At 39.0% G+C, this 19467-nt stretch carries 16 protein-coding genes; 9 read left to right on the top strand and 7 right to left on the bottom strand.

From position 1 onward, the window contains the following. Positions 1-205: 205 nt before the first annotated feature. The 5 genes from I3259_RS03520 (at position 206) to I3259_RS03500 (ending at position 4978) form a co-directional block, all read left to right on the top strand. On the top strand, positions 206-1762 hold the full coding sequence (locus I3259_RS03520) for a SulP family inorganic anion transporter (RefSeq protein ID WP_238028349.1): 1557 nt from the start codon (positions 206-208) through the stop codon (positions 1760-1762). Between the two features lie 159 nt (positions 1763-1921). Beyond that, positions 1922-2950, top strand: coding sequence for a nicotinate-nucleotide--dimethylbenzimidazole phosphoribosyltransferase (cobT, locus tag I3259_RS03515; protein ID WP_238028348.1), 1029 nt, complete (start codon positions 1922-1924; stop codon positions 2948-2950). Continuing rightward, positions 2947-3774, top strand: coding sequence for an adenosylcobinamide-GDP ribazoletransferase (locus tag I3259_RS03510; RefSeq protein WP_238028347.1), 828 nt, complete (start codon positions 2947-2949; stop codon positions 3772-3774). Before cobT ends, I3259_RS03510 begins: the two co-directional genes overlap by 4 nt. A gap of 9 nt (positions 3775-3783) precedes the next feature. Further along, positions 3784-4389 (top strand): cob(I)yrinic acid a,c-diamide adenosyltransferase, encoded by a 606-nt coding sequence (gene cobO / locus I3259_RS03505; protein WP_238028346.1) that lies wholly within the window; start codon positions 3784-3786, stop codon positions 4387-4389. A gap of 154 nt (positions 4390-4543) precedes the next feature. Next, complete coding sequence (locus I3259_RS03500; protein WP_238028345.1) at positions 4544-4978, top strand: phosphate-starvation-inducible PsiE family protein; 435 nt, start codon at positions 4544-4546, stop codon at positions 4976-4978. Between the two features lie 57 nt (positions 4979-5035). Here the strand turns inward: I3259_RS03500 and I3259_RS03495 are convergent, their stop codons facing one another. Beyond that, positions 5036-6358, bottom strand: coding sequence for an anaerobic C4-dicarboxylate transporter (locus I3259_RS03495; protein WP_238028344.1), 1323 nt, complete (start codon positions 6356-6358; stop codon positions 5036-5038). Between the two features lie 200 nt (positions 6359-6558). Next, entirely contained in the window at positions 6559-7611 is a 1053-nt protein-coding gene (locus tag I3259_RS03490; protein ID WP_238028343.1) for a metal-dependent hydrolase, read from the bottom strand. 218 nt (positions 7612-7829) lie between these two features. Here I3259_RS03490 and I3259_RS03485 point away from each other — a divergent pair, with 218 nt between their 5' ends. Then, positions 7830-8153: a hypothetical protein gene (locus I3259_RS03485; RefSeq protein ID WP_238028342.1), complete on the top strand. Its 324-nt coding sequence runs from the start codon at positions 7830-7832 to the stop codon at positions 8151-8153. 35 nt (positions 8154-8188) lie between these two features. Here I3259_RS03485 and yhjD read toward each other — a convergent pair whose 3' ends face one another. The 5 genes from yhjD to apbC form a co-directional block, all read right to left on the bottom strand. After that, positions 8189-9151 (bottom strand): inner membrane protein YhjD, encoded by a 963-nt coding sequence (gene yhjD / locus I3259_RS03480; protein ID WP_238028341.1) that lies wholly within the window; start codon positions 9149-9151, stop codon positions 8189-8191. 168 nt (positions 9152-9319) lie between these two features. Beyond that, a complete protein-coding gene (locus I3259_RS03475) occupies positions 9320-11512 on the bottom strand; it encodes an AsmA family protein (protein WP_238028340.1) in 2193 nt (730 codons plus the stop codon). A 231-nt stretch (positions 11513-11743) separates the two neighbouring features. Beyond that, positions 11744-12337, bottom strand: a complete 594-nt coding sequence (gene dcd / locus I3259_RS03470) for a dCTP deaminase (RefSeq protein ID WP_107206183.1) — start codon at positions 12335-12337, stop codon at positions 11744-11746. Positions 12338-12456: 119 nt separating this feature from the next. Further along, positions 12457-13101, bottom strand: coding sequence for a uridine kinase (gene udk, locus I3259_RS03465; protein WP_238028339.1), 645 nt, complete (start codon positions 13099-13101; stop codon positions 12457-12459). 143 nt (positions 13102-13244) lie between these two features. Further along, positions 13245-14336, bottom strand: coding sequence for an iron-sulfur cluster carrier protein ApbC (gene apbC, locus I3259_RS03460; RefSeq protein ID WP_238028338.1), 1092 nt, complete (start codon positions 14334-14336; stop codon positions 13245-13247). A 244-nt stretch (positions 14337-14580) separates the two neighbouring features. On the opposite strand from apbC, the gene metG reads away from it, so the two are divergent. The 3 genes from metG (at position 14581) to I3259_RS03445 (ending at position 19428) form a co-directional block, all read left to right on the top strand. Next, positions 14581-16626: a methionine--tRNA ligase gene (metG, locus tag I3259_RS03455; RefSeq protein WP_238028337.1), complete on the top strand. Its 2046-nt coding sequence runs from the start codon at positions 14581-14583 to the stop codon at positions 16624-16626. Between the two features lie 437 nt (positions 16627-17063). After that, positions 17064-18377, top strand: coding sequence for a dicarboxylate/amino acid:cation symporter (locus I3259_RS03450; protein WP_238028336.1), 1314 nt, complete (start codon positions 17064-17066; stop codon positions 18375-18377). A gap of 196 nt (positions 18378-18573) precedes the next feature. After that, the gene (locus tag I3259_RS03445) at positions 18574-19428 is read left to right on the top strand and encodes a hypothetical protein (RefSeq protein ID WP_238028335.1); all 855 of its coding nucleotides are present in this window, start codon (positions 18574-18576) and stop codon (positions 19426-19428) included. Positions 19429-19467: the final 39 nt, after the last annotated feature.

The raw sequence follows: 19467 nt of genomic DNA, 5'->3' as shown, positions 1-19467 counted from the left end.
CATGGCTTTTTTATTATCTAATTATGAGTCAAAACCAGCGCACTTTATGTTTAATAATTACATATAGCTCTAATTTTTTACTTGTAAGCGGAGTAAATGCCGTTATTAGCCAACAAAAGTTGAAGCTAATTACAACTTTCTGTAGCATTCTGTTAACCAAAATGCGCTTTAAATACAGCAAATAATAGAAGAATCCTCAACTAACATGTTAGATTTTCCCCAAAAAACTCATCAATCCGTCAAGAACGATGTACTTTCAGGTTTAACCGTTGCACTTGCACTGGTACCTGAAGCCGTTGCTTTCGCATTCGTTGCTGGCGTAGACCCGATGGTTGGCTTATACGCAGCCTTTATTGTCGGTTTAATTACTGCCGTTTTAGGTGGTCGCCCAGGTATGATTTCAGGTGCTACAGGTGCAATGGCCGTGGTGATGGTTAGCCTTGTTGCCCAGCACGGTATTCAATATCTTTTTGCTGCCGTCATGCTTGCAGGTTTACTTCAGATCCTTGCGGGGGTGTTTCGTCTCGGTAAATTTATTCGAATGGTACCTCACCCTGTCATGATCGGTTTTGTTAACGGTCTTGCGATTGTAATTTTCTTAGCTCAGTTAGGTCAGTTTAAAGTTCCGTCTCTTGATGGTGGCTTAGAATGGATGCACGGCACACAGCTTTACATCATGTTAGGCTTAGTTGCGTTAACCATGTTTATCATCCATTTTTTACCAAAACTAACTAAAGCAGTTCCCTCTTCACTTGTTGCCATTTTAACTGTTACAGCATTAGTTCATATTTTAGGTTTAGACTCTCGCACTGTCGTCGATTTTGTTCGCACCATGAGTGGTGACGCAAATGCAACACTGGCAGGCTCTTTACCAACATTCGCTTTACCTGATGTTGGCTTTAACCTCGAAACCCTAAAAATTATTTTACCTTACTCATTAATCCTTGCTGCGGTTGGTTTAATCGAATCATTACTAACGCTAACTGTTATTGATGAAATGACAAATACGCGTGGTCATGGTAACCGTGAATGTGTTGGTCAAGGTGTTGCAAACGTTACTTGTTCAGTATTCGGGGCGATGGGCGGTTGTGCGATGATTGGTCAATCCATGATCAATATTAACTCTGGTGGTCGTGGTCGTTTATCCGGTATTACAGCTGCTATTGGTCTTTTACTGTTTATCTTATTCGGTTCATCATTTATTGAAATGATCCCGCTTGCTGCACTTGTTGGCGTAATGTTCATGGTTGTGATCGGGACGTTTGAATGGGCAAGCTTCAAAATGATGCGCAAAGTACCTAAGCACGATTTCTTTACCATTATCTTAGTAACTAGCGTTACCGTAATTGCAGATCTTGCGGTTGCAGTACTTGTCGGTGTGATTTACTCAGCACTCGTGTTCGCTTGGAATCACGCTAAAGAAATTTATGCGGCAAGCTACATCGATGATAATGGCGCAAAAGTTTACCAAGTAAATGGTCCACTTTTCTTTGGTTCAGTATCACATTTCCTTGAGTTATTTGATGCTCAAAATGATCCAAAAGAAGTGATCATTGATTTTGCTAAATCACGTGTTGCCGATCATTCCGCTATCGAAGCGATTGATACGATTGCAGAACGTTATGCTAATCGTAATAAAACCATTCATTTGCGTCACTTAAGTCCTGAGTGTAGTAAGCTGCTGAAAAAAGCAGGAAGTTTGGTTGAAGTTAACGTTCTTGAAGATCCAACCTATAAAGTTGCTTCTGACGTACTAGGCTAAGATATATTAATAAGCCCACTTACAAGGTGGGCTTTTTTCTACCTGTAGATCATATTTTACGTTTGTTTTGCTCATTCGACTCCCTTTATGCTCTGTTTTCTGAAACAATCACTGTATTAAGTGATTAATATTTCAAACATTCGGCAAAGGATTCGCACTGTGTTTAACATTTCATCTGTAGATAAAACTCAATCTATCCACATTAAAAAACGCATTGATAATAAAACGAAGCCCATTGGTGCGTTAGGCCAATTAGAACCACTTGCTGAACAACTCGCATTAATACAACAAAGCGATACACTGACCATCGATAATCCTCACCTCCTTATTTTCGCGGCAGATCATGGCATTTCACAACATGGAATAAGTATTGCGCCCGCAGAAGTCACCACCCAAATGGTCCATAATTTTTTAGCCGGCGGTGCGGCAGCGAACTGTTTTTGCCGTAGCAATAATATGGCGCTTAAAATTGTTGATGCTGGTATTTTAGGTGATGTTGATGACCATCCAAATTTAATCAAGCAATCATTAGGTAAAGGAACACAAGATTTCACTATTCAAGATGCAATGTCACTTGATACCGTACAACGAGGAATATCTGCTGGAGCAAGTGTTGTTGAATCACTTAATCAATCTGGTACAAACCTTGTTGCTTTTGGTGAGATGGGGATCGGCAATACCAGTAGTGCTGCTGCAATTATGGCATTATTGCTAAACCTTCCTGCAGATGCTTGCACTGGGCACGGTACGGGCATTGATGACAGCCAATATCAAAAAAAATTAGCGCTTATTCGTCTTGCCTGTAAACTTCACTTTAGCGCGACAGGCGATCCTCTAAGAGTGTTATCTGCTGTCGGTGGATTTGAAATTGCGCAAATCACAGGCGGTATACTGCAAGCGGCTGAAAACCGTATGATTATATTGGTCGATGGCTTCATTGTTACTGCTGCCGCCTTACTGGCTGTTGCAATCAACCCGAATGTGATTGATTATCTTGTTTTCTGTCACCATTCAGAAGAAGCTGGGCATCACCGTATGCTTCAACATCTCAATGCCTCACCATTACTTAACTTAGGCTTGCGCTTAGGTGAAGGAACTGGCGCAGTACTAGCCCTACCTTTAATCAAAGCTGCTTGTGCCTTTTACAATGATATGGCGAGTTTTGATGATGCAGGAGTTACTGTGTGAGTACCGAACATCAAACCCAGAGCAAAGCATCACTAACGGAAAATGGCTATCGATATCAATGGCAGCTATTTTTAGTAGCATTAGCGTTTTTTACCCGTATTCCTATTCCAATCAATACTCCATTTAGCACTGAGCGATTAAATCATGCCAATCGCTACTTTGGTGTTATTGGTCTTATTGTAGGAGTAATATGTAGCTTAATATATCTAATATTTATTCTGCTTTTTCCCCCTACAATTGCTATTGGTATAGCAATGATTTCAGGTATCTTAATCACGGGAGCTTTCCATGAAGATGGACTAGCTGATGTATTTGACGGCTTTGGTGGTGGTTGGACGATTGAGTCGAAGCTCAATATAATGAAAGATTCTCGCTTGGGGACTTATGGCGCTTCAGCACTAGTAATGGCATTAGGTTTAAAATGGGTAACATTAGTCTCATTGGCTAACATAAGCCTCTACTTCCCTGTTTATGCTTTCATTGTCATTCATTGTATAAGTCGAGTCGCAGCCGCTAGCCTTATATTCTCTTACCCTTATGTTCGCGCAGATCAAGATAGTAAAGTTAAACCTTTAGCCAATCAGCAGTCTTTATTTGATATTGGAATACTACTAACAACAGCCGTATTGATTCTTACAATATTACCACTATCTCTCGTCTTGGGTTGCCTTGTCACAACAACACTTGTACGTCAAAGCTGTGGTTATTGGTTCAACCAGCAACTTGGTGGATACACTGGGGATTGTTTAGGAGCAACGCAGCAACTTGCAGAGATAGCGGGATACCTGACATTATTAGCCTTCGCGACTCATTATCATTTTTAAGGATTTCAGATGACAGTTACAACCAACAAGGATGATCGCTATAAAGCGCGCCAACAAAAATTAAAAGAGCAAGTCGATGCTCGTATTGATGCCGCCCAGCAAGAAAAAGGACTGGTTCTGGTCATCACTGGCAATGGTAAAGGTAAATCCACCTCAGGATTTGGCATGATTACACGAGCTGTCGGTCATGGTCAGCACTGTGGCGTCGGTCAATTTATAAAAGGGACATGGGATTGTGGCGAGCGTAATTTGCTAGAACAACACGGTGTCAACTTTGCCGTAATGGCTACTGGTTTTACGTGGGAGACGCAAAATAAAGACGCTGATACCATCGCTGCGCAAGAAACATGGCAACAATGTAAGGCTATGTTAGCAGATGATAGCTATGATGTTGTATTACTCGATGAACTGACTTATATGGTCAGCTATGATTACGTTGCTCTAGATGATGTTATAGAAGCTATAGAAAAGCGACCAGTCACACAATCGGTGATCATCACAGGCCGTGCTGCACACCGTCAATTACTTGAAATTGCCGATACTGTATCAGAAGTGCGTAATGTTAAACATGCATTCGAAAGCGGTATAAAAGCACGTAAAGGTATTGATTGGTAAATGACGATAAGCCATTAAAGGTAATAAACCTTACTTTTAATGGCTAAATAACAAACAACCGGATTGCTTTTTACATTTTTTACTATCACAGAGTCTATAGCTTCATATAATAGCCGCATGCTTATCAGTCATTAATGCTATTTTTGGAGCAATTATGCCTTCCCATTTACCGAAAGCGTTTAGTAAACCTTTTCTTAAAATATTTCATATCTTAGAAGCGATTCTTTTGGTTGGGATAACTCTTTCAACCGTCGTTGCCATGTTTAATGAATTTATACATGTCATTGTCGAAAGAAATATTTTACTAACAGACATCCTTTTAATGTTCATTTACTTGGAAATATTGGCCATGGTTCAACAATTTGTTGCCAATGGTAAAATTCCAGTTCGTTATCCTATTTATATTGCAATCATGGCGATTGCTCGCTACATCACATTGGGTATGAAAGAGTTAGATGGTACTTTCATTATTTGGCTATCATTAGCCGCATTTGTTTTAGCTGCAGCAACAGTGCTTATTCGCATCGGTCATCATTATTGGCCTTATGAAACGCCGGAAGATCCAACCAAAAAGCAAGCTGATGACTAATCGAATGGTATAAAATAAAAAAGGCACATCGTGCCTTTTTTATTATTCTCCATCGTATTAAATAATAACTTGAGCTAACAAGTAACCAATACAACACGCAGATATAACACCGATTAAACCAGGTACCATAAAACTATGGTTGAAGTACCATTTACCAATTTTAGTTGTACCTGTGACATCGAAATTAACCGTTGCAATGTCTGATGGATAATTAGGAATGAAGAAATATCCATACGTTGCAGGCATTAAACCAATCAATAAAGCTGGGCTTAATCCCATTGCTAAGCCCACTGGTAACATCATACGTGCCGTTGCAGCCTGTGAGTTAACGACAACAGAAACAGTAAATAACGCTAATGCAAATGTCCAAGGATAGCCTTGAACCATTTCGGTAATACCCGATTTAAACGACGGCATTGCATACTGAAAGTAAGTATCACTCATCCACGCGATACCAAAAATAGCGATTGCCGCAACCATACCTGACTTAAATACCACGCCTTCTGGTACTTTTTGCACATTGGTACGCGTCACTAATAAGATCAAACCACCAAAGCCCAACATCATCATTTGGATAATTAACGACATTGAAATAGGTTTAGCATCCCCAATGGTTCTAATTTCAGGCACCATTGCAACAATGACAATCGTAATTAGTGCAACAATGAACAACATAACAGCATGCATCGCTGATTTAGGTAATGTTTCATTCAACGATGTCGAGGTTGTATGAAGGATTTGATCTCGCCATACAGGATCTTGTAAACGACGTTGATATTCAGGATCATCGGCTAATTCTTTACCACGGCGTAGACTGTATAGTGATAATAATATTGTACCGCCTAAAGTTGCGGGTATCGTCACCATCAAAATTGATAGTAAACTAATTGAATCATTAATACCTGATAGTTGAGCAAGATAATACACAACAGCCGCTGAGATTGGACTTGCCGTAATCGCAAGTTGAGATGCAACAGAAGACGCAGCCATTGGGCGCTCTGGTCGAATACCATTTTTTAATGCGACATCACCGATAATAGGCATAATCGAGTAAACCGCATGCCCTGTCCCTAGCATAAACGTCATTACATACGTAACAAGTGGGCCGACTATTGTAACGCGCTTGGGGTTACTACGTAGAATCCGTTCTGCTACTTGTAACATGTATTTTAAACCACCAGCCGCTTCTAAAATCGATGCACAAGTCACAACAGCAAGGATAATAAGCATAACGGTAATCGGTGGTGATGTTGGCGGCATACGGAAAATAAATACTTCCACCAACAAACCTAAACCAGATACCACTCCAAGACCAATACCACCGAACCGACTACCAGCATAAAGCACAACCAGTAAAAATATAAACTCAAGGTACAACATACCCATCTCCCTGTTAATCAATATTATAAAAATCAATCTCTAAGGATAAGGTGGCAGTATTTCGCTTATTATTTATTGATAGTAATCACAGTCTAAATGGGTTAAATAATAGGCTTTCATCTCTGTGATACCCACAGCGAAAAAAGCCTTCCACCATTACTAAACACACACATTAGCAAGCATAAAAAAAAACAGATTTATCACTTTTTAGTAACAGTTAAATTGGGACACTCATTGATATGACAAAGATCAGCATTCACATCTTGATTCCCCAATAAACGTAACCATAAAGCAGGAAGGTGCTTTGGTTTAACCTTTCTCTCTTCTATTTTAATCGGGGTAACTAATTGCCAATCTTTTTGAGGTGATCGTTTCGCAACCACAAATCGAAATGGTAAGTACTCAATTAACCCTAACCGTAAATCTGTTACCACTAATTGATCATCAATGATCTGATATTGAATGAAATTACTCGAAAACTTAACAAGATCATTAACATGTTCTGAGGTTTGCTCAAGTTGCCAATACCCCCGCTCTCGCTGAGCCCATTGCATCGGATAGTTGCCATTCTTTTTACTATCTAATAATGAAGAAAAACCTTCATAGTATTTATTATCATCTAAAATAATGATCCGCCACAACACAGTATTAAACGGTGTTGGACTAATAAATATCGGTTTATTGGCTAAAGGCGTATCTTTAACTTCATCATGAACACGCTGATTTATTATCGAATAAGCCGCGACAGACCATACTAGATATAAACTCGACATTAACAACCCAATACCACACAACTTAGCCATTTTCTCCCGCCACATAAGGCTCGCAGTGAGCATTACTAGTAAAGGTAAGGTATAAAGTGGATCGATAATAAAGATACTGGATATTGCTACACTGACATCTAAAGGCCAAAAAAGCTGCGTACCATAAGTCGTAAACGAATCTAATAATGGGTGGGTGATCAAGCATGCTGCTATCAAAAACCATAATCGACTAAATGATAATACTGTAAGTCTAAAACGGTACCACAATGCAGTAAATAATAAAGAAAACGGAAGCAACACAAAAAGTGAATGGCTAAAACCACGATGTTTCACCGTATCTGAAATAGGGTCACCATAGCTAATTAATACATCCAGATCAGGCAAGGTACCTAAAGCAGCTCCTGCCAATAAGGTTTTTGGTTTACAGTGACGTCCAGCCACAACCGCTGCAACAGATGCGCCTAATGCTGCTTGCGTTATTGAATCCACATACACTCCTTCGTATTTCATTGTTTGTAAATGTGAAATTTTATTGCTATTTCAACAAATAAACTACTAACATAGTACTCAGTTAACCATGTATAAACAAAAAATTTACATTGCTCGGTCAAATAGAATATGTACCTTCAGTAGTATAAACGTCACTGATATAGACATGGATGTAGCTCGCATATCAAGCGTTGTAAGTCTATTTAGAGGTAATAATAATGAAAAAAACTTGTCCTTGCTGTCAGCAAAAAACCACAGTTCCAGCACTGAATAAAGAAGTACTGTATTTTAACTGCGAACATTGCGAAACCCCACTTCAGCATAATGAAAATCAAGTACTAGGTTACGCTATCGCATACATTGCAATTGTTAGTATTATCTTACTCTCTATTGGTATCAATGCCTTTATAACGATGGCTATATCTGTCATTAGTTACGCTTTGATCCGTCATAAAGTCATTGAACCTTTTATTGACATCGAATGTAATAAAATCAGTCAATTCCTAACGGATCTAGAGCTTTCTGCACAAAAAAAGGGATGACAATAATTGTCATCCCTCTTTTCTAACACTGTTTATTAATTTTCAGCATCGTTAGCTGATAATACCCGGTGTTCATTTGCAGTCGCGATCCAAGCGGCACAAAATAACGTTAGACGCGCAAAGAAATAGAAAAATGCCATTAGACCTATAATTGAACCAAACGCCGCACCTGATGGTGAACTTGCTAATTTAGGCAACATGAACGTCATAGCAAACTTAATCGCTTCAAAACCTATCGCTGCAAGTAGTGTTCCTTTCATCAGTGCCCAGCGATTAAAACGACGCTTTGGTAACATCCAAAAGATCCATAAGAACATAAGGTAATTAGCACAGATTGATATCGTTAAAGCTGTTGCGGTAAGAACGGGGCGTAGCCAAGTAATATTTTCTAAACCTAACGCATTAACAATCGTTGCTTGGGCTGAGCCGGCAACTGACGTTAGCACAACGGTAAAAATTAATGCGCCCACCAATCCAGTCAGTGCGACAAAATCTTTCACATATTGCAGTAAAAAATGATCTTTGTCTTCTGGTTTACGTTCCCATACATCACGGGTTTGTGCTCGAATGGCTTCACGTAAATTCCCCATCCAACTAATACCAGAATACAAAGCAATAGCTAAACCACTTAAACCGACAGTTGTACGCTGACTAATCGCAATATTAACAGTGTTTTTTAATGTCGTTGCTAAGCTTGGATCAGTAACACCTGCAACTATTTTATCAATAATGCTATTTAGTAATGAGGCATTAGAGGCCAATATAAAACCAGCAGCTGCAAACAACACCATTAAAATAGGGATAAGGGATAAAAAAGAGAAATAAGTGATAGCTGCACCAAACTGACTCCCCAAACGATCATTAAAACGATCCGCAGCACGGATCAAGTGATCAATAGGAGGCAAGGCTTTTATTTTATCGACCACAAAAGTAACAATCGCCATTACTTTTGACATCAAGGTCGTCTTTTCATCTGTCGACGTCGGTTTATCTATCATAATCCATCATATGGCGTCATTCATTTATCAAGTTACAGTAATTACTGCTCACTTTCTTACTAAAAAGTCGCCATTTACTTTTTAGTATCAAAAACATATAAAATAGAAAAGGCTTGCCTTAATAAGCAAACCTTTTCAGTAATAACGTGACCAACATAGGAAATATTGTTAGTTAAACAAACCTTTAAGCAATTGATCCGCTACATTTTTAATCTTTTCGTCTTTGGCTTTATCACCTAATAACTTTTCAAGACCACGGTTTAGCTCTTTCTTCGCTTTCTGCTCTAATCCACTATTTTGCTTAAAGAGGTTTTTTAAATCTAATTGATATTTAGGCTGCTGCCATGTGCCTTTTATTCTAATAGGAACGGTAATACCTTTCAATTCATCTAGACCTTTACCACTTGCTACAATAGCAGTATCAACAGAAAAGTTTAATGACTCATTATTTAAATTAGTCGTACCACTACCATTAATATCAAGTAATGGTGAAACTAGATGAAGATTATCGATCTTTGCTTGGCCTTGCCCTAATTGCAGCAATGCCGTTAAAGAAGAGAAATCGGTTTTCTTTTGCTTCTGACTATCTGCTAACTTCTCACCTTTTAAACGGGCTTTTGCCGAACGGATCATCTCCGATATATTCACACCATAAACAGCGCCGTCGGTTAGATTCACATTAATCGTACCTGTACTGTTATTTTTCAAATGTTGTGAAGATAAGCCTTTACCTGCAAGATTAACAATAATATTTGCACGTCCAGCTAACTGCTTATTATTAGCAACATCTTCCAATAATGGCTGGATTTCAACACCCTTTATTTGATTATGTAATTGATAGCTAGCTAAAGGTGTATTTACATTCAATTGTGCAGATACACTCACTGTGCCTTTATATAAATTTGCCGTAAACGAATTTAGCTTTGCAATCCCATTTTTAATGACAACCGACAATTTCACATCAGACAAATGTGCCTGTGAAATAGTGAACCTTTTCGCCATTATCGTTCCGTCAACATCAATACCTTTTAATCCTGAAAGATCCGGCTCTTGTATTGCAGGAGGAGTATTTGATACCGATTGTGAAGATGTTTGTTGTGGCGTTGACGCAGCGATTTCGGTTGATGCGTTGTTTACAGCTTGATCTGATCCTGCAGGCTTTTTAGGTGAAACCTGTCCATGCTGCTTGTTAAGCCAGTTATCAACATTAATATTGTCGCTAGATAAGTTAAAACGGATAACGGGAACATCATGGTTGATAAATGATACATCTCCCATTAACGCTAGTTCATCAGCATTCACATTGAGTTTTGATAACGTCGCTGTTTTTGTCGTTAAATCATAACTAGCATTGGTTTTAATGTTTACCTGCATCTTAGGGCGAGGTAACGCTTTGCCTGACAATGCATTATCTATTGATAGGTTCTCTAAAGTCAGAATATTTCTATCAGACGATAATTTAAACTGGGTTTTCCCTTTGGTAACAAAAGCCAACTCTGGTAATTGGCCATCTATATTTAGATTAACCGTTGCCCATTGACCATACTTAAAATGATCCAACGTTACTTGAGCTTGTTTTATCTCAGTTTTTCCATCTTGTGCAATAAGAGATAAATCTAAATTTTTTAATTCCGCTAATTGATATGCAGAAGACAAATTCAACTCGGTACTGCCTTTAGCCGCAAATTTAAGCGCATTTGCACTTCCCGAAATATCAAATGTCGCTTTCGTCCATGTATTTGGTGTCAGCTTATCTAAGGTGAAATTCACCTTATTTAACGCAATATTCGATGCGGTTTTGTCATTAATAATATCAACACTAGCATTGATAAGTTCAACCCCTGCAAGAGATATTTTCCATGGCTGTGCCTTTACCTTTGATGCAGTTGACTGCTCATCCTGAACATTACTAACAGCATCTTTATTAGCTTTTGATGATGTAGAGTCATTCACTTCCTTCACTGATGACTTTTCAGTTAGGCCATCTAAATTACTACGACCATCTTTCAGTGTTTGAACAAAAACATGCGCACCATCTAAACGTACTTTCCCAATATCAAGCTCATGAGATAAAAGCGGCAATACTGAAACAGACAACTCTGCCTGCTTAAATTGAATTAGGTTTGGTTGAGCAAAGCCTTGAGGGTTATTTAACGTTGTTTCCCCCACACTTAAACCTAATGTTGGGAAAAAACGCCAGTTAATATCGCCGCGAATATCCAATTCACGCCCTGTTTGCTTTTTTACTTGCTCTGCAATCACAGCTTTAAACTGATTGGGATTTACTAACGTGGCAAGGGCTGTGATCCCAAGTACAACGACGATAATAATACCGATTAAAACATACAGTAATTTTTTCATACTACCCTCTTTCCATAGCACCCATTATCACGATTAGGAGTCTGCATAAGAAATATAAACAATTAAAATATAAGCTTAATAATATTAAGCTCTGCGTTATGACAATGATTTATAATGATAGTTTCGACCCTAAACATCATAGTAGTACTATCAGGTAATAAAATATCACACATAACAAAAAGGCAATCACGATGGATTGCCTCTTAAAATACAAATTATTGAAGACTGAAATTAACTCTCTTTATCATCTTCATTAATACGGCTTGCTACTGCACCTTGCTGATATTTATATTTAGCGTCAACACGTTTATTATACGGTTTTTCAGCTTCACCAGATAAGGTTTCAAAACTTAACGCACCAATTGGCATATGTGGACGTAATGCCAGTGGTAAGCGACCTGAATTATAAAATTCAAGTACGATACGACCAGACCAACCTGGATCGATACGGTGTGCAGTAACGTGTACCATTAGACCTAAACGCGCTAATGATGATCGTCCATCCAACCAACCTACGATATTGGCAGGTAATGTTACTGATTCATGAGTTACTGCTAAAGCAAGTTGTCCTGGATGAAGGAAAAAAGCTTCTCCTTCCTCAACAACAATTTCATCACTCATAACTTTATCAAGTTGCGTTGCTACATCTTCTTTCTTTCCTGAAAGATCGATAAAGGGTGCACCATGATCATTAAAAATACGGAAGTTATTACCAAGGGTCACATCAACAGTTAAACCACTAATACAGTCATCGGCTGGACGTGGCTCGATATTGATTTTTCCTTCATCAAGGTACGCCTTGATATCCTTGTCACAAAGTCTCATTTGAGCTTTCTCCTGAATAACAAAACACACGTATTATCAATAATACCTGTGTAGGCAAATCTTAACAGGGTTTCCCGAAAGATAAAAATAAGGCTAGCAAAAGCCAGCCTTATGAAAATTTAAGAACGTAATAACTTCGCTATATGCGCTTTCAGTACGTCGATTGCAATACGGTTTTTACCACCGCGAGGAACGATAATATCAGCATATTGTTTTGACGGTTCAATAAATTGCATAAACATAGGGCGTACCGTCTTTTGATACTGAACAAGCACAGATTCCATTGTACGACCACGCTCTGCAACATCACGTTGTAAACGACGAAGTAAACAAATATCTAGCGGTGTATCCATAAATACACTTGCATGCATTAAATCTCGCAGACGAGGATCGGTAAGTAAAAGAATACCTTCTAAAATAATCACCTTCTTAGGTGTTAATAGCGTCGTCTCTTTTAAACGAGTATGTTCACTGTAGCTATATTGTGGAACTTCTACAGCTTCACCTTTTATTAACTGCTCTAGATGATCACAAAGTAAATCATGGTCAAGGGCGTTAGGGTGATCGTAGTTAGTTTTGACCCGCTCATCCATGGTCAGGTGACTTTGATCGTTGTAATAACAATCTTCCGTAATAACACCGATCTGATGATCGCCTACTTTTTCTTTTAGCTCTTTATATACAGTACTGGCAATCAGACTTTTACCGGATGCAGAAGCACCTGCAATACCAATAATAACGCATTGGTGTGAATTTTCAGACATATCAGAAGGCACCTGTTAGATCACGTGGCGAGATAAATAATTAAACCGCCTGATTATAAGCAGTTGTTATGTCAGATGCCAATAAAAATGAGACATCCGACACATTTTAATAGAAAACGGACAAAAGCCGTCTCATATTATTGTTACATAGTACGAATTGTAATCTGCTCTGCAGCTATTTCACCTTGCCAGTATAAGCGACTAGCCACTGTCGCAGCTAAATCAATGTAAGCCACCGCTTGCTCAGAATTAGGCGATGCCGCCACGGTTGGCTTACCGTTATCAATATCTTGGCGTACTTTAATATCAAGTGGTAATTGAGCGAGTAACGGAACAGAGTAATCTTGCGCCATTTTCACAGCACCACCAGTGCCAAAAATATGCTCATGATGTCCACAATGACTACAAACGTGATAACTCATATTCTCAACAATACCCAATACAGGCACATCCACTTTATTAAACATACTGATCCCTTTAATAGCATCAGCTAGTGCTAAATCTTGTGGTGTAGTTACAACCAAAGCGCCTGTAACAGGTATTTGTTGCGATAACGTCAGTTGAATGTCACCCGTACCTGGTGGCATATCAATAACAAGGTAATCAAGATCGGGCCACCATGTCTCACTGATAATTTGCGCTAACGCTTTAGATGCCATAGGCCCACGCCAAATCGTTGCACTTTCAGCAGGCACCAAATACCCCACAGAATTAGTATATAAACCACAAGATTCAATAGGCATCATCATTTTACCATCAGGAGACTGTGGTTTTTGATCCATCGTTCCTAACATCATAGGTACTGATGGGCCGTAAATATCAGCATCAAGTAACCCAACTTTAGCCCCTTGTTGTTGAAGACCTAAAGCTAAATTAACTGAAGTTGTTGATTTACCGACCCCGCCCTTTGCAGAGCTCACTACGATAATATTTTTCACACCGCGTAAAGGTTGTTTATTCTCAACCGCTAAGGTGGCAACTTTTGCACGAACACTAAAGGTTGCACTTAAGGGAATTACACCGTTATGTTGCTCGCTGGCAATCCATTCTTCGAGTTCATTAACCAATTTAGCCGCAGCAAAAGGTATGGTGATCGTAATTAAACCATCGGCAGAGATTGAAACAACATTAGGCACATCTGCCCATTCTGAATTAAGAAGAGAATGCTCAAAGTGATTTAGCCATTGGCATATATCAGCAACATTCTGAAAACGATGAGTCACACCGTTAGTCATAAGTTAACGCTCCACATAATCTATTATCAAACGAGCAACAACTTAACCTTTAGTTCGTCATTTAAAAGCTTGTTGCTACGCTAATTTTACTTGTTTTACTTAATGCTACCACCAAAGCATGAAAACTGCCCTATTTCACAAGCTTTTAAGCGGATAAAACCGTATCTGATGCTAGGAATAACGGCAACCATCAGGTAGTATTTACAGCTACGTTTTTTACCCATCATGAGCGAAATAAGTAATTATGGCTGCCAATCCAAGAAAAATTCTGGTTACCTGTGCCCTTCCGTATGCTAACGGTTCTATCCACTTAGGTCACATGCTTGAGCATGTACAAGCGGATATTTGGGTGCGCTACCAGCGCCTTCGCGGCAACGAAGTTCATTTCATCTGTGCAGACGATGCACACGGTACTCCAATCATGCTTAAGGCCCAGCAGATGGGTATGGAACCTGAGCAAATGATTGCCGAAGTGAGCAAAGAGCACCAAGCTGATTTTGCTGGCTTCGATATTGATTTTAGCAACTACCACAGTACGCATTCACCGGAAAACCGTGAACTGGCGTCTTTTGTGTACACTCAGCTAAAAGAAAAAGGTTTTATCACTAGCCGTACTATTTCTCAGCTTTTTGACCCTGAGAAAGAAATGTTTCTACCGGATCGTTTCGTAAAAGGTACATGCCCTAAGTGTAAAGCTGAAGACCAATACGGTGACAACTGTGATAACTGTGGCGAAACTTACAGCCCAACAGATTTGATCAACCCTAAATCTGCTGTATCTGGTGCTACACCAGTAATGAAAGATTCAGAGCACTTCTTCTTTGACTTGCCTCAATTTGAAAGCATGTTAAAAGAATGGACTAAATCTGGTGCACTTCAAGACGAAACATCAAACAAAATGCAAGAGTGGTTTGAGTCAGGCCTGCAACAGTGGGATATTTCTCGTGACGCTCCTTACTTCGGCTTTGAAATTCCAGGTGAGACAGGCAAATACTTCTATGTATGGCTAGATGCGCCAATTGGTTACATGGGTTCATTTAAAAACCTCTGTGACAAGCGCGACGATCTAAACTTCGATGAGTTCTGGAATAAAGATAGCTCAACAGAGCTATACCACTTCATTGGTAAAGACATTGTTTACTTCCACAGCCTATTCTGGCCTGCAATGCTAGATGGTGCGGGTTTCCGTAAACCAAACAATGTATTCGTACACGGTTACGTAACAGTAAATGGTGCGAAAATGTCTAAGTCTAAAGGTACGTTCATCAAAGCAGGAACTTACCTAAAACACCTAGATCCAGAGTGTCTACGCTACTATTACGCTGCTAAACTAAACAGCCGTATTGATGATCTAGATTTAAATCTAGAAGATTTCACGCAACGTGTTAACAGTGACGTAGTAAACAAGATTGTTAACCTTGCATCTCGTAATGCAGGCTTCATCGCTAAACGTTTCGATGGCAAGTTATCTGATAATTTCGTTGAACCTGAGCTATATGCAGAATTCGTTGAAGCCGCTGATCGTATCGGTGAACTATACGAAAGCCGTGAATACGGTCGCGCAATTCGTGAAATCACAGCACTTGCAGATAAAGCAAACCAATATGTTGATGAAAAAGCACCTTGGGTTGTTGCGAAGCAAGAAGGTAAAGACCAAGAGTTACAAGAAATTTGTACTGTAGGTATCAACCTATTCCGCGTGCTAATGGCTTACCTGAAGCCAGTCATGCCAAAACTGACTGAGCGTAGTGAAGCATTCCTAAACGAAACACTAACTTGGGAAACAATTGCCAAGCCGCTGACTGCGCACGAAGTAACGAAGTTTAAAGCATTATTTAACCGTATCGATCCTGCACACGTTGCTGCGATGGTTGAATCATCTAAAGAAGAAGCGGCAGCAGATAAGGCAGCGGCTGAAGCGGCAGCAAAACCTGCAAGCCCTTTAACTGATGAGCCGATTGAAGCTGAAATCGAATTTGACGATTTTGCAAAAGTGGATATGCGTATCGCTAAGATCGTTTCTTGTGAAGAAGTTCCAAAGGCAAACAAACTACTTAAATTCCAATTAGATATTGGCGGTGAAATGCGCCAAGTATTCTCTGGTATTAAGTCTGCTTACACACCAGAAGAGTTAGTGGGCAAAATGACAGTTATGGTTGCTAACCTTAAACCTCGAAAAATGAAGTTCGGCATGTCTGAAGGCATGATCCTAGCAGCAGGCCCTGGTGGTAAAGATCTTTGGATCCTAGAGCCACATGAAGGTGCACAGCCTGGTATGCGTGTAATGTAATTTACACTTCATTTATATATAGAGGGCACAAAATTTGTGCCCTTTTTTATACCTGAAATATTTAAATTCATATATTTAGAATATATATTCACAACGCCACAGGGGAAATCACTTTAAGTTACAAGTGAATCATTAGCAAAATAGCTAAATACTCTGAAGTAGTAACATTTCCTTATACTATGAGAATTAGCGCCGTCTATTTACCAAAGAAATACTTAAGATGAAATCGTGACCAACCCGATATAAAAACTATTAAAATGTTAACAAGTAGTTAATATTGCTTCTATTTAACTTTACCGAAATATAAAAAACGTGACATCAACCATATAGTTAATATTTGATCGTATTTTTACTTTGGTTGAAACATTGAAGTCCTGATAGTCTCTTTGTGCTCTGATATATAGATGGACAGAGTGAATAATTATAAGGAAAATTCAATGTCAACGACAAAGAAAAAAATGTCCCTCACCTCCCGAGTGATCCTCGGTATGGTACTGGGTATTCTAACAGGATTTTTAATTCGCACCTTTTTAGCTGATATCTCTTTTATCCACGAATACATCGTTAATGGTTTATTCGATGTTGGTGGCAAAATTTTCATTGCCAGCTTAAAGATGCTTGTAGTGCCTCTCGTTTTTGTATCGCTGGTTTGTGGTACTAGTTCATTAAAAGATATCGCAACATTAGGCCGCCTAGGTGGTAAAACAGTCTTGTTTTATCTTGCAACGACTGCCATTGCTATTACCCTCGCACTCTTCCTTGCAAATGTATTCCAACCAGGTGCAGGTGCAGATCTAAGCGCAGCAACAACATTTGCTGCAAAAGAAGCGCCAACGCTAGGTAGCGTTATTGTGGGCATGTTCCCAACTAACCCAATAAGTTCTATGGCAAATGGTAATACTCTTCAAATCATTGTCTTTGCCGTATTATTCGGTATCGCAATTAGTGCTGCGGGTAAACCTGGTGAACGTATCGCTGAAGTATTCAAAGATCTTAATGAAGTAATCATGAAGCTTGTTGCATTACTAATGAACATTGCACCATTCGGTGTGTTCTTCCTAATGGCTAAGCTATTTACAGGATTAGGGCTAGATGCAATCTTTAACCTGATTAACTACTTCTTAGTGCTTGTTGCCGCTTTACTGATCCACGGTTTAGTAACATACAGCGCGATGCTAAAGATCTTTACCGGTCTAAGCCCTATTACTTTCCTAAAGAAAATGGAAGATGCGGTGATGTTTGCTTTCTCAACAGCATCATCAAATGCAACAATTCCAGTTACGATGGAAACAGCAACCAAACGTCTTGGTGTCAATAACAAGATTGCTTCATTTACAGTACCGCTAGGTGCAACCATTAATATGGATGGCACAGCTATCATGCAAGGTGTCGCGACAGTATTTATTGCTCAAGCGTTCAACATTGACCTAAGCATGGGTGACTACATTGCCGTTATTGTCACTGCAACACTTGCCTCTATTGGTACAGCGGGTGTTCCTGGTGTCGGCTTAATCATGCTGGCCATGGTACTAAACCAAGTTGGTCTTCCAGTTGAAGGTATTGCAATCATCATGGGTGTTGACCGCCTGCTTGATATGATCCGTACTGCTGTCAACATTACTGGTGACTCTGTAGTGACATGTATTGTCGCTAAGAGTGAAAACGAGCTTGATATTGAACGCTTCAATGATCCTAAAGCTGCGGCTAAAGATGAAGAAGTTAACTTTCACCCTCTAAAACAAGAATCCTAATTCATCTAGTTTATTTATATAAGGCGCCTCATCATGGCGCCTTTTTTATTTCTTCGCACTTATTTAGTGCACTTGAACCAAATTTGCCCATCAAATATTGTCATTAAAACAGTAACTAATTGTTTTAATAAATAAACACTAACGGCATACCCCTTGCTTATTCACTAAAATAATAAGAGTAATTAAAGGGCTATTTATGTGGTTGATCATAGCTGCAATTATTTCACTATTAACTATTGGATATATCACTTGGAAAACAAAGAAAAACAACGCACAATTACAACTGCAATTTGACCAAATAATGCAGCTTAGGCAACTGATACAATTTATTCGTTATCATCGCCGCTATTGCCATCAAAAAATTGTGAATAACAATAAAAATAATAACTTCCATGAATCTGTTAAGAATAAAAGACATACCTTAAAAGAAACACTCTCAATGTTAATTCATCAAGCTGATACCAATCACAAACCAATGTTTCGGATATTGAGACAAGAAATACAGCGTTTATTTGCGGATTACCACAGCTACTCTCTACAACGCAGCCAAGCCGTACATGGAAGAATTATTCGGCATATCATGTATCTTATTGATGATGTTATTAGCTCTAGTTTACTCACGGCTGAAAAAGATACCACTTTCGAACATTACCAAGCCGCTTGGCCTGTCACATTAAATGCGCTAGATAATTTAAACCGATTCCGGTGGACGATTGAACATTACCCGTTAGAAAGTAAAAGCTATACGCGAGAATTAGAAATGCATGTAAAAATGATCCAACGAAGACTTGGACAAATATCGATGATAAGCCAACAAACACCACCAGTTTGGCCAATCGAAAAGCTCATGCAAAATTTTCTAGAAATTAAGTTTAATAACCAAGATAAAAATAAACTTAAAGAAGATCTTTATCTTTATTCTATTCAGATATCAGACACTATTTTCCAGTTCTTTGATCTTATTATCAATGATATTGCTGACGATCTTCCTATCACAATCCCTAACATAACAACATGCACCATTAACCTAGACCACAATAAACAGGCATAAAAAAACCCAGCGCATTGCTGGGTTTATATTATTATATCA

The sequence above is a fragment of the Photobacterium sp. Ph5 genome (assembly GCF_022129445.1).
Lineage (GTDB): Bacteria > Pseudomonadota > Gammaproteobacteria > Enterobacterales > Vibrionaceae > Photobacterium.
The sequence above is the reverse complement of the archived record's forward strand: the minus strand, read 5'-3'. Positions and strand labels throughout refer to the sequence as shown.